The following is a 22020-nucleotide window of genomic DNA, read 5'->3' as shown; positions in this document are numbered from 1 at the left end:
CGTGCTGGGACTGTTGGTGGGGTGCAGCAACAGCGCGGCCTCGGGAGAGCCGCCACCACCGACCACACCGATCCCCAGCACGGTCGGCGGCACAGTGCCGGTGCCGACGAGCACTCTCGGTACTACGGACCCGACCGATGCTGCCAAGCCACCGCAGTTGCCGGAGCAAGCCACGGCACCACCGCCTGCCTCTGCAGGTCCCGTGTCCGCGAAGAACCTTCCCGCACCGGAGAAGCTCGGCCAAGGCTGGAAGACCTACACCGATCCGGGCGGCTCGGAGCAGGGCTTCCTGGGGAACGACACGTGGACCAGGCGTCGTGACGGACACCAGGCCGCCTACGAGGCCCTGCCCGTCGGGTGCGCAAATCCGCCGCCGAAGGGCTCGCTGCCGATCCCTCTGCACGCCCTGCAGGGTTCATATCGAACCGGCGCGAACCAGCCGGCCAATGCTTTGGTCCTACGGTTCGCGGACGCGACCAAGGCCAAGGCGTACTTCACCGGCTACCAGGCCCGGATGAAGGGCTGCGGTGACGGCGGTGGCCTGACAGTCCAGCCCTTGTGGTCGACGGACACCGCGGCAGGCGCCGTACGGCGGTATGTCGGGGCTGACGCGTTCGTCGAGGTTTCCCTCGTGCAGGGCTCGACGGTTGCCCTGCTGGCGCAGCAGACCGCCAAGCCCGACGAGCAGGCCGACTGGTCGCACTCCGTGGTACCCGAGTTGGAAGCTGTGATCGATCTGCGCTAAAGATGCACTACCTTTCAGTATTTTGCCGTCGTAAACTCCTGACATGGGCGACTTCGACAGCTATGGGCGACTGACGGCCGACCTCGAACCGCCGTACGCGGTGGTCGACCTGGCCGCCTTCCGCCGGAACGCGGACGATCTGGTCCGCCGCGCCGCCGGTACGCCGATCCGGGTGGCCTCCAAGTCGGTGCGCTGCCGTGCGCTGATCACCGAGGCGCTGCAGCGGCCCGGTTTCCACGGCGTGATGGCGTACTCGCTGCCCGAGGCGCTCTGGCTGGCCCGCAACGGCGTGGACGACATCCTGATGGGCTACCCGACCGTGCATCGCGCGGCGCTGCGCGAACTGGCCGCCGATGCCGAAGCGGCCGCGCGGATCACTCTGATGATCGACGACGTCCAGCACCTCGAGTTCATCAAGGCGACCACCGGCGGTGGCGAGCGGATCCAGGTCTGCCTCGACGTCGACGCCTCACTGCGGATCTTCGGCCAGCACCTCGGCGTACGGCGCTCGCCATTGCGTACCCCGGAGCAGGTGCTCACGCTGGCGCACACCGTGGCGGCCGATGACGCGTTCGAGTTGGTCGGGGTGATGTTCTACGAGGCGCAGATCGCCGGCCTGCCGGACACGTCACCCGCAGTTCGCTGGGTCAAGCGCCGGTCCGCCGCCGAGCTGTCCGAGCGGCGTGGGCTGGTTGTCGACGCGGTGAAGCAGGTCGCACCGCTGCGGCTGGTGAACAGTGGCGGCACCGGCAGCCTCGAGATCAGCAGCGCCGACCCGGCCGTCACCGAGGTGACCGCGGGCTCGGGGCTCTACGGCCCCACGCTGTTCGACAAGTACGACGTCTTCCAGCCCGAGCACGCGGTCGCCTACGCGCTCGGGGTCGTCCGCCGGCCGGCCCCGCGGATCGCGACCCTGTTCGGCGGCGGCTACATCGCGTCCGGCCCAGCGAAGAAGTCGCGGCAGCCGTCCCCGACCTGGCCGGCCGGGCTCGGCCTGCTCGGCACCGAGGGGGCGGGGGAGGTACAGACCCCTGTACAGGGAGAATCGGCGCGAGGCCTGCGGATCGGCGACCGGGTCTGGATGCGCTATGCCAAGGCAGGCGAGTTGCTGGAACGATTCGACCGGCTGTACGCGATCGACGGCACCGAGCTGACGGAGCTCGTGACGTATCGGGGCGAGGGGAAGAACTTCGGATGAGTACCTGGCGCAACTGGTCCGGCACCGAGACGGCGACCGGCGTGGAGGTGCTGCGGCCGGCGTCCACCGACGAGGTGGCCGCGGTGGTGAAGGCGGCCGCCGAGCAGAACAAGTTGCTCAAGGCGGTCGGCTCCGGCCACTCCTTCACCGGCTGCTCGGTGCCGGAGCAGGTGATGATCCGGCTGGACGGACTCGCCTCGATCACCACGGCCGATCGCGCGAGCGGCCGGGTCACTCTCGGCGCGGGCACCGGGCTGGCCAAACTCAACGCCGGGCTGGCGTCCTTCGACCTGGCGATGGCGAACCTCGGCGACATCGACAAGCAGACCATCTCGGGCGCGATCTCCACCGGCACGCACGGCACCGGCGCCAAGCTCGGCGGCCTTGCGACCCAGGTCGTCGGGCTCGAACTGGTCACCGCGGACGGCTCGGTCCTGCACTGCTCGGCGGAGGAGAACCCCGACGTCTTCGCCGCGGCGCGCGTCTCGGTCGGCGCGCTCGGTGTCATCACCTCCGTCACGCTGCAGTGCGTTCCGGCCTTCCTGCTCCGCGCCCAGGAGATGCCGCTGCCGCTCGGCGAGGTGCTCGACGGCTTCAATGAACTTGCCGACGGCAACGATCACTTCGAGTTCTACTGGTTCCCGCACACCGACCTGGCGCTGACCAAACGCAACAACCGGGTCGCCGCCGGTGTCGGTCCGGCGCCGGTCGGCCGGCTGCGCGGCTGGATCGACGACGAACTGCTGTCCAACCGGGTCTTCGAACTCACCAACCGGCTGGCGGTCCGCCGGCCCGCGTTGGTGCCGCGGATCAACCAGTTGGCGTCGCGCGCGCTGTCCGCCCGCGAGTACGTCGACGCGTCGTACAAGGTGTTCTGTTCGGAGCGGAACGTGGTGTTCCGGGAGTCGGAGTACGCCGTACCGCGGGAGCATGTCGTCGAGGTGGTCCAGCAGTTGCGGGCCTGGATCGACGGGTCGGGGGAGCGGATCCCCTTCCCGATCGAGGTCCGGGTCGCGGCGGCGGACGACATCTGGCTGTCGACCGCCTACGGCCGCGACACGGCGTACGTCGCGATCCACCAGTACCACCGGCTGGCGCACGACAGGTACTTCGACGCGTTCGAGCAGATCGCCGGTGCCTTCGGCGGGCGGCCGCACTGGGGCAAGTTGCACACGCTCGGCGCGGACCAGTTCCGCGAGCGGTATCCGCGCTTCGACGACTTCCTCGCCGTTCGGGATCGCCTCGACCCGCGGCGTACGTTCAGCAACCCCTACACCCGGCAGGTGTTCGGCCCCTAGCCGGGCATAGCCTCGTGCTATGACCGCACCTGAGCCGCTCGAGCCGTTGACCGAGGACTGGACCAAGGCCCTCGCCGTTGTCGCGCATCCCGACGACCTGGAATTCGGCGCCGCCGCCGCGATCGCGCGCTGGACCGCCCAGGGCAAGGAGATCGTCTACTGCCTGCTCACCTCCGGGGAGGCCGGCATCGACGGCATCGCGCCGGCCGAATGCGGCCCGTTGCGCGAAGCGGAGCAGATCGAGTCCGCCCGGATCGTCGGCGTCGACACGGTCGAGTTCCTCGGCCAGCCCGACGGCACGATCGAGTACGGCGTACCGCTGCGCCGGCTGATCACGCAGGCGATCCGGCGGCACCAGCCCGAGATCGTCATCACCAACAACTTCCGCGACACCTGGGACGGCGACGCCCTGCTGAACCAGGCCGACCACATGAACACCGGCCGCGCCACCCTGGACGCGGTGCGCGACGCCGCCAACCGGTGGATCTTCCCCGACGACGGCCAGCGCTGGAACGGCGTCCGTCAGGTCTGGGCGGGCGGCTCACCGAACAGCAAGCACGCGGTCGACACCACCGAGACCTTCGACCTCGGGGTCGAGTCGCTGAAGGCGCACAAGGCCTACATCGAGGGTCTCAACTGGCCGGACTTCGACCCGGCGGAGTTCCTCGAAGGCATCTCCCGCAGTACCGGCACCCGACTCGGCGCCACCTACGCGGCGCCGTTCGAGGTGTTCACCGTCTGATCCGCACCGACCGATCATGTGTTGTCCACCTGGTGTTCTCCGGGAGCGAGCTGCGAACCTGGCAGACTCGGAGGTAGGTGACAGCGCAGCTTCCAGGACTCTCGAGGATCGGACGGGCGATGAGATCAGACGACTCCGGCGCCTCCGTGCGGCTGCTCCGACCCCTGCCCGAGTGGTCTGGAGGCGTCGACCGAACCGACCGGTCGCGGACGGCGCATTGGAGGGCTCACCGCGAAGCCGGGAAGCCGGCCGCGATGGAAGTCGAGGCTGCTGAGACCTGGCAGCCACCTTGGTGGCTGCTCGTCTTCGGCCCGCTGTGCTGGCTGTTGCTCTCGGCGCTGGTTCTCAGTCAGCGCAGCCCTCTGGTCGGTCTCGTCGCCTTCGTTCTGCTCGCCCCGGTCGGGATGCCGATTCCCGCCGTACTGCGGTGGGTTCGCCGGCATCGCCGTCTCGACGGTGCCTACCTCGGCCCGTTGGCTTTCGCGGGCACGGCCGTCCTCACCGATGTCCCCTTGTGGGTCTGCGGCGCCGCCGGCCTCGGTGTCGCGTTCCTCGGCCTGATGCTGGGCGCGATGCGCGGCTTCGCCCACCACTGAAGCGGTTCTGTCAGAGCTCGAGGGCTCGCTTGGCGTCGGCGAGGACTGCCTGGGACGCCAGCGACTGCCAGCGGAGAACCTGTTCCTGCAGATACGGGCGGAGCTTGGTCTCCAGGTCCGGCGCGTGGTCGAGCACGTCGAGCTCGTTGACGATGGTCAGGTCGACGAAGTCCCGCAGCTCGTCGTCGGTCAGCTCTTCCGCCGTACCGGTGAAGCGGTCCGTGACCGTGCGGTGCTCGGCGAGATCACGCCAGCTCGACTCCCGGTCGCAGGAACCGTACCGGTAGACGAGCAGCTCCGCCTCGGGGCCGATCACCGCCTCCAGTACCGAGCGCTCGGTCTGCCAGTCGAACAGATGCGTCGGGAACCCGTCCGTCCCGTACGCCGCGTGCGCGAGCCCCGCGAGTGCCAAGGTGTCGGAGGCGCCGAGCGAGGTGAGCCGCTTCGCGACCCGGTGCAGATGCACGTAGAGCGTGCCGCCCGCGTGGTCCAGCTCGTCCGCACCGCGGACCAGCAACATCGATCCAAGGTCTTGGAAGGTGCTCATCTGACCCCTTCTGGCTTCGGAGTGGTCAGGGCCCTGACTGGACCGGCCCAGGCACCCAAGGTACGGCCTGCTGTGCACCGCCGCCCAGTGATGCGGCGTGCCGGATCGGTCACACTGCGGTCACCCAACGGGCACCTACAAGTCACCGATCCGGCACCTCCTCATTCACCTCTCCCGAGGCCCTCGATGCCGGACGCCTCTGACACCAACCTCGGGAAACCCACGAGCACACACCACCCCATGCGGCACGTCCGGCGGACGAGTGAGGGAAGCACTGGTCCGCCAACGCCGACACCAGATGGCGCACTGCAGGTGAGGGTCTATGAGCCGCCCCCCGGGAAGGGCGAGCGGCTGTTTTGCGGTCGACCAATCGCACCCCGCGGACGACGTGCGACTGGCTGGCGGTTTCAGTCGTCGAGTTCGGCGAGGGCCTTGCGGGCTGCTTCTAGCTCGGCTTCGAGGGCGGCGACCTTCGCGGCCTGCTGCTCGCGGGCTGCGTCGATGACCTCGTCGATCGGGCCGGACAGGTCCTCGTGCAGCTCCTTGGCCGCGCGCGAGACGGCCGCGGCGGCGACCAGCAGGTTCTTCGCGATGTAGCTGTTGCCCTGCTTGAGCTCGGCCTTCCACTCGCCGTCGGCGGTGCCGGTGACGGTCAGGGTGAGCTCGAGGGTCTTGGTCTTCTTCGGCGCGGCCTTCTTGGCCGGCGCGCGCTTCGGCTTCTCGGCCACCGGGGCGGCCGGCTCGACCTCGGCGTCGGCAGCGTCGGCGGCCGGCGCGGAGTCGGTTTCCGTTGCCGTGTCAGCAGCTGACGGGACAGCTTCCGCCGTCTCGGCCGGAGTATCGATCACCGCGTCGGGAGTGTCGACGACGTCGGTCTGAGCTTCTGCTGCGAAGGTGTCTACAGTCATCGTTGCGGCGATCTCCCTGAGTAACATGTCCCCGCCGGAGCGGGCTGGCGCTGAGAGTGTATTAGAACACACGTTCGACCCCCAGCGCCAATCGCCTCGCCGCAACCGGGAAGGTCAGGCGGGCTGCTCCTTGCGATCGCCCGACCAGTCCAGGTGGAACGCGCCCTCACGGTCGATCCGGTGATAGGTGTGCGCCCCGAAGAGATCGCGCAGCCCCTGGATCAGCGCAGCCGGGAGCCGCTCGGCGCGCAGGCCGTCGTAGTACGAAAGTGCCGCGGAGAAGCCAGGAGCCGGTACGCCGGCCGTGGCGGCGGCCGCGACCACGCGGCGCCAGGCGTCCTGACCGCTCACGACCGCGTCCTTGAAGTAGTCGTCCACCAGCAACGACGGGAGGTTGGCGTCGCGGTCGTACGCCTCCTTGATCCGGTCCAGGAAGCGGGCCCGGATGATGCAGCCGCCGCGCCAGATCTTCGCCATCGCGCCCAGGTCGATGTCCCAGCCGTACTGGTCCGAAGCAGCTCGGATCGCGTCGAAGCCCTGCGCGTAGGCGACCAGCTTGGACGAGTAGAGCGCGTGCCGGACGTCCTCGATGAACGCGTCCCGGTCGACGTCCAGCTTGGCGTCCGACGACGGCCCGGCTAGTACGCCGGCCGCCGCCTGCCGGCGTACGACGTCGCCGGACAGCGAGCGAGCGAACACGGCCTCTGCCATACCGCTGACGGGGATGCCCAGGTCGAGTGCGACCTGCACGGTCCAGCGGCCGGTGCCCTTCTGCTCCGCCTGGTCCAGGACGACGTCGACGAACGGCTGCCCGGTGGACTCGTCGACCTGGCTGAGCACCTCGGCGGTGATCTCGATCAGGAACGACTCCAGGTCGCCGGAGTTCCACTCGCGGAACACGTCGGCGATCTCGGGCGCGCTCAGGCCGAGTACGTGCCGGAGCAGGTCGTACGCCTCGGCGATCAGCTGCATGTCGGCGTACTCGATGCCGTTGTGCAGCATCTTCACGAAGTGCCCGGCGCCATCGGGACCGACGTGCACGCAACACGGCTCGCCGCCGACGTGCGCGGAGATCTTCGTCAGCATCGGCTCCAGTGCGGAGTAGGCGAAGGTGGAACCGCCGGGCATGATGCTCGGGCCGTTCAGCGCGCCTTCCTCGCCACCGGAGACGCCCGCGCCGACGAAGTGCAGGCCCTTGGCCTTCAGGGCGTCCTCGCGCCGCCGGGTGTCGGCGAAGTGCGCGTTGCCGGCGTCGACGACGATGTCGCCCTCGTCCAGCAGCGGCACCAGTTCCTCGATCACGGCGTCGGTCGGCTCGCCGGCCTTCACCATGATGATGATCTTGCGCGGCTGCTCCAGCGCCGCGACGAGCGCGGGCAGGTCGTCCGCCGCGGTGAACTCGCCTTCGTGCCCGAACTGCTCGATCAGCGCGTCCGTGCGGGCCTTCGACCGGTTGTGGACGGCGACCCGGAAGCCGTTGCGGGCCAGGTTCCGGGCCAGGTTGCGGCCCATCACCGCGAGACCGGTGACAGCGATCTGGGCTGGAGCTGAACTCATGGAATCTCCTGCGGAGTGAGTGCTGGAAGCTGCGTGCGGAACCAGTCTGTCGCCTCGGGCAACCCCGCCCTCCAGCGGGTGACCACGTGCTGGAACACGTTTGCCCTTCCGGTGCCGAGGGATTGCCAGCGTCCGGCAACGGTGGTAGACATCTGAGAAATCGATTTCCCGGCAACGTGAGGGTCCGCCCATGACCGCCTTCCCGCGTCGCGCCACAGCCCTGCTGCTAGGTGCGCTCCTGGCCTTTCCTGTGTCCGCAGCCACAGCCCGAACACCAGCCTCAGCCACCGGTACGCCGTACGCGGTGGCGGGCGCAGTTGCCCACGGTGCGGGCAACGGACCGGTTGGCTGGGACGTCTACCGCCACCTCGACCGCCTGCCGGAGTTGCAGAGCGGAGTACGGACGAAGCAGTTCTCCAGCTTCGGCCGCGACGGCACCAACAACGACGGTTTCGACGGCACCTACTCCTGCCTGCGGACGACGGCCGCCGGCTGCGTCATCGCCGAAGCGCAAGGCGCCGGAGAGATCGCCTCGATCTGGTTCACCCGCGACGAGGGCGACGTCCGCAAGACCGGCAAGATCACCGTCGAGGTCGACGGCAGGACGGTTGTCGACGCGCAGCTGCAGGACCTCGTGGACGGCAAGCTCGGCGCGCCCTTCGTCTATCCACTGGTCGCGAACGCGCTGCAGACCTCGGGTGGGGTCTACGTCCGCGTGCCGATGCCGTACCAGAAGTCGATGCGCGTCACCGTGCAGAACAACCCGCTCTTCTATCACGTCGACTATCGCGAGTTCCCCGACGCGACCGGGGTGAGCACCTTCGACCCGAGCGACAAAGCGGAAGACGTCGTAGCGCTGCTGCAGAGCTTCGGCACCAAGGACCCGAAGCCGGCAGTGCCTGGCGCGCGGACCACCGCGAAGGCGGTGAACCTTGCCCCAGGCAAGCAAGTCACGCTTGCCGACAGCTCCGGCCCTGGCGAGCTGAGCGCGTTGCGCCTGAAGCTGCCGCAGATCGTCGGCCTCGACCTGAAGAGCCTCACCGACGACGGCCGGGCGTTCCTGGGCGGCAGCCAGTTCACGATGACCGTCGACCCGGCCAACACCGGGGTGAAGCTGATCCGCCGGATGGACCTGCGGATCGGCAACCAGCGCGCGAAGATCTTCGTCGACGGCGTCCAGGCCGGTGAGTGGGCGCCGCTGCCGGCGAAGGGCGCGCAATGGGCCGACCAGGTGGTCCAGTTGCCCGCCTCGGTGACCGCGGGCAAGTCGCACCTGGTGATCCGCAACGAGTTCGTCTCCTCGGACCTCGACTTCAACGAGTTCACCTACTGGGCCGACTCGATCGTCGGTGGGTCGGTCAAGCGCACCGATACGCTCGACGTCGGGCCGGACCACGTGGCCGACGAGCAGGCCCACGCCTACTCGATCACCAAGCAGAACTGGAGCGGCTCACACTCGATGCCGTACGCGGCGACTGCCGACGACGCGGCGCGGGTGAAGTCGTCCGATGCACTCCTGGCCGGAGTACGGGTGCAGGTCACTGTCGACGGGAAGAAGCGGGTGGACGCTCCGCTCGGCGAGTTCTTCGGTTCCGGGCTCGGTGAGAACGAGGTGCGCTCGCTGTTCTTCGCGATGGACCCCAACGGCTGGTACTCCGCATGGTGGCCGATGCCCTACCTGGCGAGAGCAACAGTCACTCTGGTCAACACCACGCAGTACAAGCTGTCCGGGCAGGCAGAGGTCACCGCTGCTCGTAGCGCGCAGGTTGCTGGTGATCTGGTGACAGGTAGGTCCGGCTACTTCACTGCACTCTCTACCCGCGGTCAAGCGACCTTCGGCAGCGACTGGAAGATCGCGGAGACCACAGGGCGCGGCAAATTCGTCGGTGTCTCGCAGACGATGGAGGGGCTGCAACCGGACGGGAACACCCGTGGTTACCTCGAGGGCGACGAGCGGGTGTACGTCGATGGCGAGCGCACTCCGGCGATCCACGGCACCGGGACCGAGGATTACTTCGAGTCCGGCTGGTACTTCAACCAGGGCACGTACTCCTCACCCTTCCACGGCAACTCCGGCCACGAGGTCGCCGCGGGCGAGTGCAAGAACGAGTGCGACAGCGCGTACCGCCTGCACATCACCGACGCGGTGGACTTCCAGAACCAGCTCACGTTCGGGATCGAACACGGCCAGCAGAACGATCACCCGGCCGTCTACGGCACCACCGCTTTCCTGTACTCCGCCGGGCGGTTCGGTGCACGCGAGACCGATCGGATCGACACCGGCTCGGTCGCGAGCCGCCAGCAGCACGCGTACGCCGACGGTGCGGCAGCCACTCAGACAGAGCTGACCAGCGTCTACGAAGGCGACCACGACGACACGGCCCTCACCGACCAGGTCCGGTCGACCAGTACGCCGGTGCGGTTCACCGTGAAGGTCGATCCGATCAACGGTGGCGTGACGCTCCGCCGTACAGGCGATCAGAACGTCGCAGGACAGTCCGCCAAGGTCGTTGTCGACGGCAAGGATGCGGGAACCTGGTTGCAACCGCTGGGCAACGCGAAACAACGCTGGCTCGACGACAACTACCAGCTACCCGCGTCGCTCACCTCCGGCCGGACGAAGCTCACCATCGAGCTCCAGCCGACCGGACCCGCCTGGACCGCCTCCGCGTACGTCGTACAGTCCCTCGTCATCCCGTACGCCGACCGGCAGGCGCCTGCGCCACCAGCAGACCTCACCGCGAAGGGGCGCACCGACAACGCGATCGCACTGAGCTGGTCCGACTCTGCCGACGACACCGGCATCGCTCGGTACAACGTCTATGCGGCCAAGGCCGGCACGACCGAGAAGCTGATCGGCGGCAGCACTGTTCCCGGCTTCGTTCACCAAGGGCTCGGCTTGGAGGAGACCTGGAAGTACAGGGTTTCTGCAGTCGACCTTGCCGGACGTGAGAGCAGCAAATCGCCGACGGCGGAGGGCACCTCGGGCAGCAGACTGCGGGTAGAGGCAGAGTCGCTCCTGCCGGCCGTCTCCGCGACTGTGCCGGTCGACCCGCAGGGGAACTGCTGTGGGGTCAGTTGGTCCGGCGGTAGCCAGCTGTGGATCCATGGAACCAAGGCAGGCGACAAGGTCGTGCTGGAGTTCGCAGTGCCGACCACCGGCACCTACCAGTTGTCGACCGTGCTCACCAAAGCGGCGGACTACGGCATCGCGGAGCTTGCTGTGGACGGCAAGGCGCCGGTGTCGTTCGACGGCTACGTCGCAGCCGGGGTGACCACCCAGACCGTGGACCTCGGGAGCCAGGTGCTGACGGCGGGCAAGCACCAGTTGAGCATCACCCTGACCGGCAAGAACCCGGCCGCCACCGGCTACCTGGTCGGAGTCGACGTCCTCGAGCTGGAGCTGACGATGATCCACGATGTCCCCTTCCAGCAGGTCGACAAGGTGGTTGCTGCCGGCAAGTTCACGAAGGTCTACGACCCGAGCGTCGGCGAGTCCGGTCCGTGGTACTACAACGACCACACGATGGTCCAGGATCGGAAGACGGGCACCTGGCACGTCTTCGCGATCACGCACGCCGAGCCGGCCGACCCGCTCGACGAGAAGAGCTTCGGGCACGCCACTGCGCCTACACCGAACGGCCCGTGGACCAAGCAGCCGCCTGCGCTGGTTGCCGATCCGGCCGCGGGGGAGAGCCACATCTGGGCGCCGTACGTGCTATACGACGCGGGCACGTACTACATGTTCTACGCCGGCGGGACGCCCGACCACACGGCGTACCGGATGCAGTTGGCCACGTCGACCGACCTCGTGCACTGGACCCGCAGTACGGCGAACCCCTTGTTCACCGACGGATTCGACGGGCGCGACCCGATGGTGCACAAGGTCGGCAAGCAATGGGTGATGTACTACACCGCCAACTCCACCCCGAGCGGCGGCAATCACATCGTCGCCTACCGGACCAGCACCGACCTGCTGCACTGGAGCGAGCGGCGTACGGCGTTCCAGCATCCGGAGACCGGCACTTTCGGTGGGCCGACCGAGTCGCCGTTCGTGGTGCAGCGGGGCAAGGACTGGTATCTGTTCGTCTGCTGCGACGGCGGCTACGAGTCGACGAAGGTCTACAAGAGCAAGGATCCGTTGCACTTCGGCATCGATCAGCTGGTCGGGACCATCCAGGCGCACGCGGCCGAGGTCGTTCAGGACGGCGACCAGTGGTTCGTCACCGGCGCGGGCTGGGGGAAGGGCGGGCTGTTCATCGCTCCGCTCGACTTCGACGCCCGGCAGGTGACGAAGGGCCACGTGATCAGTAACAAGTACTACCGGGCCACTGTGCAGACGGCTCCGAAGACCGTGCTGACTGCGCTAGAGGTGGATCCGAGCGGCCAGGGCAACTATCGCCCCGCACTCGATCACTCCTCCCGCGGAACCACGCCGTACCTGGGCGTCGGCACGTTCGGCAACACCGATGTCGCGGGAGCTGCGGCCCGGGTCGAAGGCAAAGACGGCCGGCTGGAGCTGGCGGGCATCCCGTTCGGGGACGAGCCGGTGACCGCCGACTGGACGTTCGACTTCGGCGCGAAGACGTTCGACACCAGCCTGCGCTGGAACGTCACGGGTCCGACCAACGCTCCGGTCTGGGAGGTCGCGTTCAACGTCGACTCGGCGCTGGCCGACCAGGGCGATCCCGGTGGCTTCGAGCGCAACGGCGACATCCCCGGCTTCCCCGACTGGTCGATGGCAACAGGCCCGGGGCTCAGTGTCGTCACCGCCTACAAACACGGCTCGGCCTGGGCAGAGGACAACCACTGGTACGACGCGCCCACCGGCACCGTCGCCTGGCAACCCCTGTGGCAACCGGGCGGTCGCGCCCTCCCGCCCGGCTCGTACGCCGGTGGCACCTGGCGGGTCGGCTTCTCCGCCACCGAGAAGGACACAACCCTCGCCGGCCAGTTGTCGGGAGGTCTCAACTAGGCTCGGCAGCGTGACCATTCCGACCTTGGATCCTCGTCGTACCGCCTTGATCCTGATCGATCTGATGCCGCGCATCGTCGCGCTGGACACGGCTCCGCTGTCCGGGCCGGCCGTGCTCAAGCGCTGCGTCGCGCTGGCCGAGGCGACGCGGGCCGTCGGTGGGCTGGTCGTGCACGTCCGGGTCGAACGCCCGAACGTGACCGTCCAGCCCGCCGGCAGCGAACTCGCGCCCGAACTGGACCCGCAGCCGGGCGACGTCGAGATCATCAAGCACACGGTCGGTGCGTTCCACCGGACCGGCCTCGACGACGTCCTGCGCTCGCACGAGATCGAGACCGTTGTTCTCGGCGGGATCGCGACCAACTTCGGGGTCGAGTCCACCGGCCGGGTGGCGGACGAGCACGGTTACCGCACGATCTACGTCACCGACGCGATGACCGGGCTCGACGCGCATGCCCACGATTTCGCGGTGTCCTACATCTTCCCGCGCTTCGGCGAGACCTGCACCGGCACGGAGTACGTGGCCGCTCTGGGCCGGCGCTAACCGCCCTCAGCGGAAGAGCGCGGCGTTCTCCTGCGTCCACTGCTCCAGGGTCCGCGGAGCGTGGCCGGTGACCGTTGCGACGGTGTCGGTCACGGTGGTCTCGTCGACGTTGCCCTCGGCAAAGAATCCTTCGATCGCACTCGCGTACTGCGCCGGCATCGAGGCGAACAGCTCCGCATGGGTCTCGGCCCGGCTCAGCTCGCGCGCCGTCAGATTGCGGCCGAGGGCCCGGCCGAGAATCTCCACCTGCTCGGCAGGCCGTAGCGCGACCGGCCCGGTCAGCCGGTACGCCGTACTCGCGTGCCCGTCGTCGGTCAGCGCCCGGACGGCGACGTCCCCGATGTCGCGCGGGTGGATCGTCGAGATCGGCACGTCGGGGAACTGGACCCTGACCTCGTCGCCGGCGCGCAGCTGATCCAGCCAGCGCAGGGTGTTCGACATGAAACTGTTCGGCCGCAGGAACGTCCACTCGAGCCCGGAAGCGGTCACCGCCTTCTCGGCGGCGAGGTGGTAGGCCGCGACGGCGTTGTCGGTCGACTTGCCGACCACCGAACTGCTCGACAACAGAGCGACCCGCCGTACGCCGGCCTCGGCCGCCTTGGCCAGGAGCTCTTCCACCCGGTCGTAACCACTCAGCAGGAAGATCCCCGAGACGCCGGCCAGCGAGTCGGCGAAACTGTCGGGTTGATTCAGATCGCCGGACACCGGCTCGATACCGTCCGGCAGCTCCACGGCTTTACGCACCAGCGCCCGCCCCGGAAGTCCCGCCGCCGCCAGCGACGCGACCACCGCGCTCCCCGCGTTCCCACTCGCACCCGTCACCAGAACCGTCATCTCGATCTCCTCCCTGGTTTCAGCAAACACTGTCAGACGAAAGGTCCGGCCTCGCGTCAGGTTGGTGGGGTCAGGCGATGCCAGGTTCGGGGGCCGGTACGGAGGGTGGTGGGAGCGGTGAGGGTGAGGAGCTCGTCGGGGTTCGTCCTCTTCGTGCCGTCGAGCAAGACCGCGCCCTGGTTGACCAAACGGCGGAGCTCGGAGTTGCTGGCTGTCGGCCGGGCTGCCTTCAGGAGGTGGAGCAGGGTGGCCGGGGTCGCGTCGATCGGAACCGACGGGATGTCGGCCGGCTCCTCACGCTGGCTGAAGGTGCTGGTGAAGGCGTCCTGTTCGGTCCGCGCCGCGCCGGCACCGTGGTACCGCGTGACGATCGCCGAAGCCAGCCGGAGTTTGGCGTCCCGGGCCGGTGGGCCGCCGAGTTCCGCGGCGTCACCCAGTGCAGCGACCGTGTCCAGCGGGAGCTCGGTGTAGACGCGGGCGTAGGTCTCGACCAGCGCATCGGGCAGGCTCATCACCTTGCCGAACTTGTCCCGTGGAGTGTCGGTCAGCCCGATGAAGTTGTTCAGCGACTTCGACTGTTTGGGGCCGCCGTCGAGGCCGGGGGTGATCGTGCTGGTGATCACCACCTGCGGCGGCGCGCCCAGGCGCTGCTGGAAATGCCGCCCCATCTGCTCGTTGAACAGCTGATCGGTGCCCACGATGGTGAGGTCGCTGCCGATCGCGAAGCTGTCGTAGCCCTGCAGGACCGGGTAGACCAGCTCGTGCAGCGCGATCTCGCGGCCTTCGGCGACGCGGGTGCGGAACATGTCGCGGGCCATCAGTTGTGCGTGCGTCACCTGGCTGAACAGTTCGAGCAGCGCCGCGGTGTCCATCGCGCCGAACCACTCCGAGTTGCGGCGGACCTCGAAGACATCGGGCGAGGTTCGCAGCACCAGGCCGACCTGCTCGGTGAAGGCGGCCGCGTTGGCCTCGATCTCGGCCGGCGTGAGCACCGGGCGGGTCTCGGAACGGCCGGTCGGATCGCCGATCCGGGTGGTCAGGTCGCCGAGCAGGAAGACGACCTGATGGCCGAGGTCCTGGAGTTGCCGCATCATCCACAGGTTCACCGCGTGGCCGAGATGCAGGAACGGCGCGGTGCAGTCGACGCCGTACTTGATCCGCAACGGCCGCCCGGAGGCCAGTCGCTCGCGCAGGTCGGCCTCGCCGACGATGCTGTCGGTGGTACGCCGCAATCGCCCGATCACGGCGGAAACGTCAGTCATGGCAGGGATCTCCTCGATCGAAGGAGGCATCCCAGGAGGTGCCTCCGGCAACGGAAAGAGGCAGGAACCGGACTGGTTCCTGCCTCGGAGGCTCTGGGTGTGGAGTGACGAGCGGGTACTACGAAACGCCGGCTCCTCCCAGAGCCGGTCGATACAGCTGCACTGCTCGCTCGATCACCCGCCCAGGCTAACACCACCCGATCGCGGCGGGCACCGGGTTACCTGGCCGACGAGCAGGCTGCTGCGACTACGCTCAGTCAGATGACGACGGAGCAGGTGGTCCTGGTGGACGACGCCGGACGCGCGATCGGGACCGAGGACAAGGCGACGGTTCACCACGCCGCGACGCCGCTGCACCTGGCGTTCTCCAGCTACGTCTTCGACGATCGAGGCCGCCTGCTGCTGACCCAGCGGGCCGTCACCAAGAAGGCGTGGCCGGGTGTCTGGACCAACAGTTGTTGCGGTCACCCCCTCCCCGGCGAGCCGGTGGAAGACGCCGTACGCCGTCGGCTGGCCGACGAGCTCGGGCTGGTTCCGGCAACCGTCGAGCTGGTCCTGCCTGCTTTCCGCTACCGGGCCGAGATGCCGGACGGAGTGGTCGAGAACGAGCTCTGTCCGGTGTTCCGGGTCGACTGCGTCGGTGATCCCGAACCCGATCCGGCCGAGGTCGCGGCGTACAAATGGGTGGACTGGCCGCGAGACGACGTACAAGCTGGGCTCGAAGCAGCGGTCGGGGCGGAGTTGTCGCCGTGGTGCGTGCTGCAACTGCAGGAACTGAAGCGACTGGGCGAGGTGCCGGGGGAGTGGGCGGTGGCCGATCGGGCTTCGCTGCCACCCTCGGCACAGTAGGGCAGGGGACATGGGCGAGCTATCGATCCGCGAGGCCGTGACGGATGCGGACTACGAGCAATGGCGTGAGGTCCGGATCGCGGTCCTTCCGTACGAGCGGTGCCCGAGCGTGGCCGAACTGCGCGGCCTCGACAAACCGGGGCGGTTGATGCTGCTCGCCGAGCGGGACGGGAAGGTCGTCGGCAACGGGATGTCCGACCAGTCGAACGAGACCGGCCGCGCGGCCGTCATCCCGCGGGTCCGCCCGGACGCACGCCGGCAAGGTGTCGGTACGGCGTTGCTGCTGGCGCTGGCCGACCATGCCGTTGCCCAGGGCTACGATCGGGCCGGCTGCACGGTGGACGATCCCGGCTCGGTGCGCTTCGCCGAGAAGTTCGGTTTCGCCGAAGAGAGCCGCCAGGTCGAGCAGGTCCGCCGGATCGGGGCCGAGCCCTGGCCGGCACAGCCCACCGGGTACGAGGTGGTCACCGTGGCCGAGCGGCCGGAGCTGTGGCCGCTCGCCTATCACCAGGTCGCTCTCCCGACCTTCCCGGACATGGACGTCCCCAGCCTCCTGAACGTCTCCGAGCACGACTGGGCGACCGAGTGGATGACAGACCCGGAAGCGATGTTCGTCGCCGTCGCCGGCGAGGAGGTGATCGGTGTCGCGGGCCTGCTGCTGGACCCGGACAAACCCGAACGCGCAGAGGTCGCCTACACCGGCGTACGCCGTGAGTGGCGCGGCCAGTCGGTCGCCTCCACCTTGAAGCGGATGAGCATGGCCTGGGCAGCCGAGCACGGGATCACCGAGATCTACACCTGGACCCAACAGGGCAACGCGAACATGCGCCGCCTCAACGAACACCTCGGCTTCACCTACGGCATCACCAGCATCGACGTCCGCGCGCGCCTTCCCCTGACTGCCAACGCCTGAAGTCAGCGGGCCGAAGTCAGTTCGGCGAGCAGGTCGGGTCCGGTCCACGCCTTGCGCGGACCCTGCTCGGCTGCACGGATCAGTCCGACCAGGCGGGTGTTGATCGGCGCCGGCCGAGCGAGGGACTCGGCCAGCCGGACGACCTCGCCGTTGATGTAGTCGATCTCGGTGCGGCGGCCCGCTTGCAGGTCCTCCCACATCGAGGTGCGCGCGAGGGGATCGATGGCCAGCGTCTTACTGGCCAGGCGTTTGTAGATGAAGTCGGGGAGCCGGAGCAGAGCCGGGAAGCGATGGGGTGGGATCGCCATCAACTGCGCGGGCTTGATCCCCGCGGCGTCGAGCAGGCCGAGGGTCTCGGCCTGCGCCGCGGCAAGGCAGCGCCGGAACGACCGCTGGGAAAGCTCTTCCTTCAGCGGCACGTCGGCCAGCGCATTGATGGGATTGTTCAAGTTCAGCAACAGCTTCGCCCACTGCACCGGCAGGATGTCGACGTGCTGGGTGAGCGGCAGGCCGGCGGTCGCGAACGCCTCGGCGTACGGCGTGAGCGCTGGATGCGCCTGGACGTCGAGCCCGCCCGAGGTGCCCTGATGGAACGCGCCGCCACCCCGGTTGAGCACGTTGAACGGGACCATCCCGGACAACACCACCTGCTCGCGCAGTCGCTCCCGCAGCACGTCACCGTTGCGGATGCCGTTCTGGAAGCTCACCACGATCGCACCCGGCTTCAGTACTGCGGCCAGTTCGTCGGCGGCCGTCGCCGTGGCCGCCGACTTGACCGTCACCAGCACGAGTTCCGCATCCGCCACCGCGGTCGGCTCGGTCTCGAACGGGACATCCTGGACCCTGAGATCGGCCCCCAGGTAGTCGGTGAGGTGCAACCCGTGCTCGGCGAGTTCGTCAGCCATCCGCTGCCGCCCGACCAACGTCACCGGCGTACCGGTGGCAGCCAGCCGTCCGCCGAGATAGCAGCCGATCCCACCGGCGCCGTACACCGCGATGCTCACCCGGACATCCTCCTCGCTCGGAAAGTCTGTCCGACAGTACGTCAGCGGCGGCCGGATGCCGGGAGCCCATCGGTCCCCCTCCCGTCGATGGACTCCCGGCCGCGCCGACGGACCGGCCGCCGTGGTGGCGCCGGCCGGTCCGCCGGACATCAGTGCAGCCGGACCCGCGGATCCAGTACGGCGTACACGACGTCGACCAGGATGTTCGCGACCACCACGGCCGCCGACGCGAACAGGACGATCCCGATGATCACCGGCAGGTCCTGCTGGTTGATCGCGGTCACCGCGGTCTTGCCCAGCCCTGGCAGGCTGAACACGGTCTCGGTGACGACCACGCCACCGATCAGCTGGCCGAGGTCGATCCCGAACTGGGTGACCACCGGCGTCAGTGCGCTGCGCAGCCCGTGCCGCACGATCACCCGGCGTTCGCGGATCCCTTTCGACCTCGCCGTCCGGATGTAGTCCTCGCCGAGCACGTCCAGCATCGAGCCGCGGGTCAGCCGGGTATATGTTGCCGCGAGCAACAAAGCGAGCGCCAGCCACGGGAGCACCATGTGCTGCAGCCACGTCACCGGGCCCTGGGAGAAGGGGCTGTAGCCGCCGGCCGGGAACCAGGTGTAGCCGGCCAGCGTGAGCCGGAAGTACAGGAAGTACAGCAGCAGCAGGCCGAGCAGGAACGACGGGAACGAGTAGAAGAACAAGGCGAACAGGGTGAGTCCGCGATCGGCCAGCGAGCGCGGATGGACCGCGGAGATCACCCCGTTGAACACCCCGAGCAGCAACCACAGCACCGAGGCGCCGATCGCGAGCGACACCGTCACCGGCAGCGCCTGCCCGATGATCGTCGTCACCGCGACCTGGTGGTAGTAGTCGTAGCCGAGGTTGCCCTGCACCGCGTTCTCGACGAAGTGCAGGTACTGCTTCCAGATCGGCAGGTCGAGCCCGAGCCGGTGCTTGATCAGCGCGATCGTCTCCGGGGTCGCCTGCCGGCCGGCCAGGGTCTGCGCGACGTTGCTAGGAGCAACGAAGAACAGCCCGAAGACGGCCAGCGTGATCAGCCAGAGCACCAGAATGCCGTGGCCGAGGCGGCGGAGCAGGAACACAGCCATGGGACACCTTCCTCAGCGCAGTCGGTCGGCCCGTGGGTCGAAGGCGTCCCGGACGCCGTCGCCGAACAGGTTGAAGGCGAGCGTGGTGATCAGCAGCGCGATGCCGGGGAAGAGGATGAACCACCACGAGGTCGTGTAGTAGTTCTGCGAGGAACTGATCATCCCGCCCCAGTCGGCCGTCGGTGGGGGCAGTCCGAGCCCGAGGAACGACAACGTCGCCTGGGTGACGATCACGACCGGGATCAGCAACGTGGTGTAGACGATCACCGGCGCCAGCACGTTCGGCAGTACGTCGACGAACATGATCCGGGTGTCGCCCGCGCCCAGCGACCGGGCCGCCTCGACGAACTCGCGTTCGCGCAGCGACAGCACCTGGCCGCGGACGATCCGGGCCACCGACGCCCAGCTGAAGAACCCGATCACCATCACCGTGACGGTCAGGCTCGGCCCGGTGACGGACACCAGCGCGATCGCGACGAGCAGGAACGGTACGGACAGCACGACGTCGATCAGCCGGGCCAGCACGGTGTCGACGATGCCGCCGAGGAAACCCGCGGCCAGACCGAGGACGACGCCGATGGCCACGGTGATGGCGGTCGCGATCACCCCGACCAGCAACGAGACGCGGGCGCCGTACGCGATCCGGACCAGGACGTCGCGGCCCAGATCGTCGGTGCCGAGCCAGAACGTGCCGTTCGGCCCGCGTGGCAATCCGTCCGGGGTCAGTCCGATGTCGCGGAACTGCTCGTTGGGCGGATGCCCGGTGACCGCGGCGAACACGGGCGCGAAGATCGCCATCAGGACGATCAGCAGGATCACGCCGAGCGAGATCATCGCGACCGTGTCCCGCCGCAGCCGCCGGATCGCGAGGACGAACGGGCTGCGCCCCTCGATCGCCTTGGCCGGCGCGGCGTCGAGAACCTCCACCGCGGCGGTCATGACGCCTTCAGATCCGGTACCGCGGTGGACAGGTCCTCGCCCAGCCGCAACGGGAACAAGCACGCGGTCTCGTGCTCGGGATGCTCGGCCGCGACCGGTTCCAGCGGCGGCTCGGTGACCGTGCACTCGGTCCTGGCCTTCGGGCACCGGGTGTGGAACCGGCAACCACTGGGCGGATTGGTCGCGGACGGGATGTCGCCCATCAAGATGATCCGCTCCCGGCTGTCCGCGGTGTCCGGGTCGCTCACCGGCAGCGCCGACAGTAGCGCCCGGGTGTAGGGATGCCGGGTCTGCTCGAACAGCTCCTCGGTCGGCGAGACCTCGACGATCTTGCCCAGGTACATCACCGCGATCCGGTCGCTGACGTGCCGGACGACGGACAGGTCGTGCGAGATGAACACGTAGGTGAGGTCGAACTCCTGCTGCAGATCGGCCAGCAGGTTGATGATCTGCGCCTGGATCGAGACGTCCAGCGCGGAGACCGGTTCGTCGCAGATCACCAGCTTCGGCCGCAGCGCCAGCGCCCGGGCGACGCCGATCCGTTGCCGCTGGCCACCGGAGAACTCGGCCGGGAACCTGTTGTAGTGCTCAGGATTCAGCCCGACCAGCTCCATCAGTTCCTGGACCTTCCGTTTCCGCTCGAGCCCCGACGAGATGCCGTGGATCGCGAACGGGTCGCCGATGATCGAGCCGACCCGGCGGCGCGGGTTGAGCGAGCCGTACGGGTCCTGGAAGATCATCTGGACCTCGCGGCGCAACGGCCGCATCTCGCGCCTGGACAACCGGGTCAGGTCGGTCCCGTTGAACCAGACCGAGCCCGACGTCACGTCGTACAGGTGTGCCATGCAGCGGGCCAGGGTCGACTTGCCGCAGCCGGTTTCGCCGACCAGGCCGAGCGTCTCGCCGCGCCGCACCTCCAGCGAGACGCCGTCGACGGCCCGGAGGACCTCCTTGCGCTGGGTCGGGAACTCCTTGCGGAGGTCCTGCACCTTCAGCAGCGTTTCTGTCATGAAGCCACCGCCTCGGTCACGTCGTGGTCCAGCCAGCAGGCCGACTGGTGCCGCGGATCACCGAAGACGTCGGTCAACGGTGGCGTCTCGACCCGGCAGCGGTCGAAGACGTGCGGGCACCGGGCGGCGAACGGACAACCCTCGGCCAGGCTGATCAGACTCGGCGGCGTCCCCGGGATCGGGGTCAGCCGCTTGCTGTTCTGCGCCGGCAGCGAGGCCAGCAGGCCTTGTGTGTAAGGGTGATGGTTGCGATAGAAGATGTCGCGCCGGGGCGCCTTCTCCATCGCCGCCCCGGCGTACATCACGATCACCTCGTCGGCCATCTCGGCGACCACCCCGAGATCGTGGGTGATCAGGATGATCGCCGTACCGAACTCCTCCTGGAGCCGGCGCATCACCGTCAGCACCTGCGCCTGTACGGTCACGTCCAAGGCGGTGGTCGGCTCGTCCGCGATCAGCAGCGCCGGATCGAGTGCCATCGCCATCGCGATCATCACCCGTTGCCGCATCCCGCCGGAGAACTGGTGCGGGTAGTCGTCCAGCCGCTCGGCGGCCCGCGGGATCCCGACCAGCGTGAGCAGGTCGGCCGCCCGGCGGCGGGCCGCCTGCTTGGAGATCTGCCGGTCGTGCGCCTGGATCATCTCCACGATCTGCCAGCCGATCCGGTAGTGCGGATGCAGGCTGGACAGCGGATCCTGGAAGATCATCGCGATCTCGGCCCCGCGGAGCCGCCGCAAGGTGGCGGCATCCGCGGTGATCAGGTCCGTGCCCTCGAAGTACGCCGAACCGGTGATCGTCGCGCCGCGGGTCAGCCCGGTGATGGTCTGGGTGGCGACGCTCTTGCCGGAGCCGGACTCGCCCACCACGGCCAGCGTCCGGCCGCGTTCGACGCTGAACGACAGCCCCCGGACGGCGCGGACGATGCCGTCCGGGGTGTCGAACGAGACCCGGAGGTCCCGGACCTCGAGCAGGGCCCGTGTCTGAGCCACG

19 protein-coding genes are annotated in these 22020 nt (G+C 68.5%); 9 read left to right on the top strand and 10 right to left on the bottom strand.

Annotation, left to right across the window (positions count from 1 at the left end):
* Position 1 precedes the first annotated feature (1 nt).
* The 5 genes from EV138_RS08500 (at position 2) to EV138_RS08480 (ending at position 4579) form a co-directional block, all read left to right on the top strand.
* A complete protein-coding gene (locus tag EV138_RS08500; protein ID WP_133977854.1) occupies positions 2-745 on the top strand; it encodes a hypothetical protein in 744 nt (247 codons plus the stop codon).
* Positions 746-788: 43 nt separating this feature from the next.
* Complete coding sequence (locus tag EV138_RS08495) at positions 789-1943, top strand: amino acid deaminase/aldolase (protein WP_133977853.1); 1155 nt, start codon at positions 789-791, stop codon at positions 1941-1943.
* Positions 1940-3241, top strand: coding sequence for a D-arabinono-1,4-lactone oxidase (locus tag EV138_RS08490; protein ID WP_133977852.1), 1302 nt, complete (start codon positions 1940-1942; stop codon positions 3239-3241). The genes EV138_RS08495 and EV138_RS08490 overlap by 4 nt, the downstream gene beginning before the upstream one ends.
* A gap of 19 nt (positions 3242-3260) precedes the next feature.
* Complete coding sequence (locus tag EV138_RS08485; RefSeq protein WP_133977851.1) at positions 3261-3983, top strand: PIG-L deacetylase family protein; 723 nt, start codon at positions 3261-3263, stop codon at positions 3981-3983.
* Between the two features lie 254 nt (positions 3984-4237).
* On the top strand, positions 4238-4579 hold the full coding sequence (locus EV138_RS08480; protein ID WP_166678531.1) for a hypothetical protein: 342 nt from the start codon (positions 4238-4240) through the stop codon (positions 4577-4579).
* A gap of 10 nt (positions 4580-4589) precedes the next feature.
* Here EV138_RS08480 and EV138_RS08475 read toward each other — a convergent pair whose 3' ends face one another.
* The 3 genes from EV138_RS08475 to gnd form a co-directional block, all read right to left on the bottom strand.
* Positions 4590-5126 (bottom strand): DUF6817 domain-containing protein, encoded by a 537-nt coding sequence (locus tag EV138_RS08475; RefSeq protein ID WP_133977849.1) that lies wholly within the window; start codon positions 5124-5126, stop codon positions 4590-4592.
* A gap of 407 nt (positions 5127-5533) precedes the next feature.
* Entirely contained in the window at positions 5534-6034 is a 501-nt protein-coding gene (locus EV138_RS08470; RefSeq protein ID WP_133977848.1) for a DUF6319 family protein, read from the bottom strand.
* Positions 6035-6148: 114 nt separating this feature from the next.
* The gene (gnd, locus tag EV138_RS08465; RefSeq protein WP_133977847.1) at positions 6149-7591 is read right to left on the bottom strand and encodes an NADP-dependent phosphogluconate dehydrogenase; all 1443 of its coding nucleotides are present in this window, start codon (positions 7589-7591) and stop codon (positions 6149-6151) included.
* Between the two features lie 190 nt (positions 7592-7781).
* On the opposite strand from gnd, the gene EV138_RS08460 reads away from it, so the two are divergent.
* Together EV138_RS08460 and EV138_RS08455 are read left to right on the top strand one after the other, a co-directional pair.
* Positions 7782-12566, top strand: coding sequence for a DUF2961 domain-containing protein (locus tag EV138_RS08460; RefSeq protein WP_133977846.1), 4785 nt, complete (start codon positions 7782-7784; stop codon positions 12564-12566).
* Between the two features lie 10 nt (positions 12567-12576).
* Positions 12577-13110: an isochorismatase family protein gene (locus EV138_RS08455; protein ID WP_238158016.1), complete on the top strand. Its 534-nt coding sequence runs from the start codon at positions 12577-12579 to the stop codon at positions 13108-13110.
* A 6-nt stretch (positions 13111-13116) separates the two neighbouring features.
* Here EV138_RS08455 and EV138_RS08450 read toward each other — a convergent pair whose 3' ends face one another.
* Together EV138_RS08450 and tyrS are read right to left on the bottom strand one after the other, a co-directional pair.
* Positions 13117-13944, bottom strand: coding sequence for an SDR family oxidoreductase (locus EV138_RS08450; RefSeq protein WP_133977845.1), 828 nt, complete (start codon positions 13942-13944; stop codon positions 13117-13119).
* Positions 13945-14000: 56 nt separating this feature from the next.
* Positions 14001-15206 carry a tyrosine--tRNA ligase gene (gene tyrS / locus EV138_RS08445; RefSeq protein ID WP_133977844.1) on the bottom strand — a complete coding sequence of 402 codons (1206 nt, stop codon included), beginning with the start codon at positions 15204-15206 and terminating at the stop codon, positions 14001-14003.
* Between the two features lie 261 nt (positions 15207-15467).
* Here tyrS and idi point away from each other — a divergent pair, with 261 nt between their 5' ends.
* Together idi and EV138_RS08435 are read left to right on the top strand one after the other, a co-directional pair.
* The gene (gene idi, locus EV138_RS08440) at positions 15468-16055 is read left to right on the top strand and encodes an isopentenyl-diphosphate Delta-isomerase (protein ID WP_133977843.1); all 588 of its coding nucleotides are present in this window, start codon (positions 15468-15470) and stop codon (positions 16053-16055) included.
* A gap of 10 nt (positions 16056-16065) precedes the next feature.
* The gene (locus EV138_RS08435) at positions 16066-16968 is read left to right on the top strand and encodes a GNAT family N-acetyltransferase (RefSeq protein ID WP_133977842.1); all 903 of its coding nucleotides are present in this window, start codon (positions 16066-16068) and stop codon (positions 16966-16968) included.
* 2 nt (positions 16969-16970) lie between these two features.
* Here the strand turns inward: EV138_RS08435 and EV138_RS08430 are convergent, their stop codons facing one another.
* The 5 genes from EV138_RS08430 to EV138_RS08410 all read right to left on the bottom strand — a co-directional run bounded on the left by EV138_RS08430 (position 16971) and on the right by EV138_RS08410 (position 22019).
* Positions 16971-17972: a 2-dehydropantoate 2-reductase gene (locus EV138_RS08430; protein WP_202866674.1), complete on the bottom strand. Its 1002-nt coding sequence runs from the start codon at positions 17970-17972 to the stop codon at positions 16971-16973.
* Positions 17973-18121: 149 nt separating this feature from the next.
* Positions 18122-19081, bottom strand: coding sequence for an ABC transporter permease (locus EV138_RS08425; RefSeq protein WP_133977840.1), 960 nt, complete (start codon positions 19079-19081; stop codon positions 18122-18124).
* Positions 19082-19093: 12 nt separating this feature from the next.
* Positions 19094-20020, bottom strand: a complete 927-nt coding sequence (locus EV138_RS08420; RefSeq protein ID WP_133977839.1) for an ABC transporter permease — start codon at positions 20018-20020, stop codon at positions 19094-19096.
* Positions 20017-21030, bottom strand: coding sequence for an ABC transporter ATP-binding protein (locus EV138_RS08415; protein ID WP_133977838.1), 1014 nt, complete (start codon positions 21028-21030; stop codon positions 20017-20019). Before EV138_RS08415 ends, EV138_RS08420 begins: the two co-directional genes overlap by 4 nt.
* On the bottom strand, positions 21027-22019 hold the full coding sequence (locus EV138_RS08410) for an ABC transporter ATP-binding protein (protein WP_133977837.1): 993 nt from the start codon (positions 22017-22019) through the stop codon (positions 21027-21029). The genes EV138_RS08415 and EV138_RS08410 overlap by 4 nt, the downstream gene beginning before the upstream one ends.
* Position 22020: the final 1 nt, after the last annotated feature.

Source organism: Kribbella voronezhensis (assembly GCF_004365175.1).
Classification (GTDB): domain Bacteria; phylum Actinomycetota; class Actinomycetes; order Propionibacteriales; family Kribbellaceae; genus Kribbella; species Kribbella voronezhensis.
Note: the sequence above shows the minus strand (reverse complement) of the source record. Positions and strands in the feature narration are given on the sequence as shown.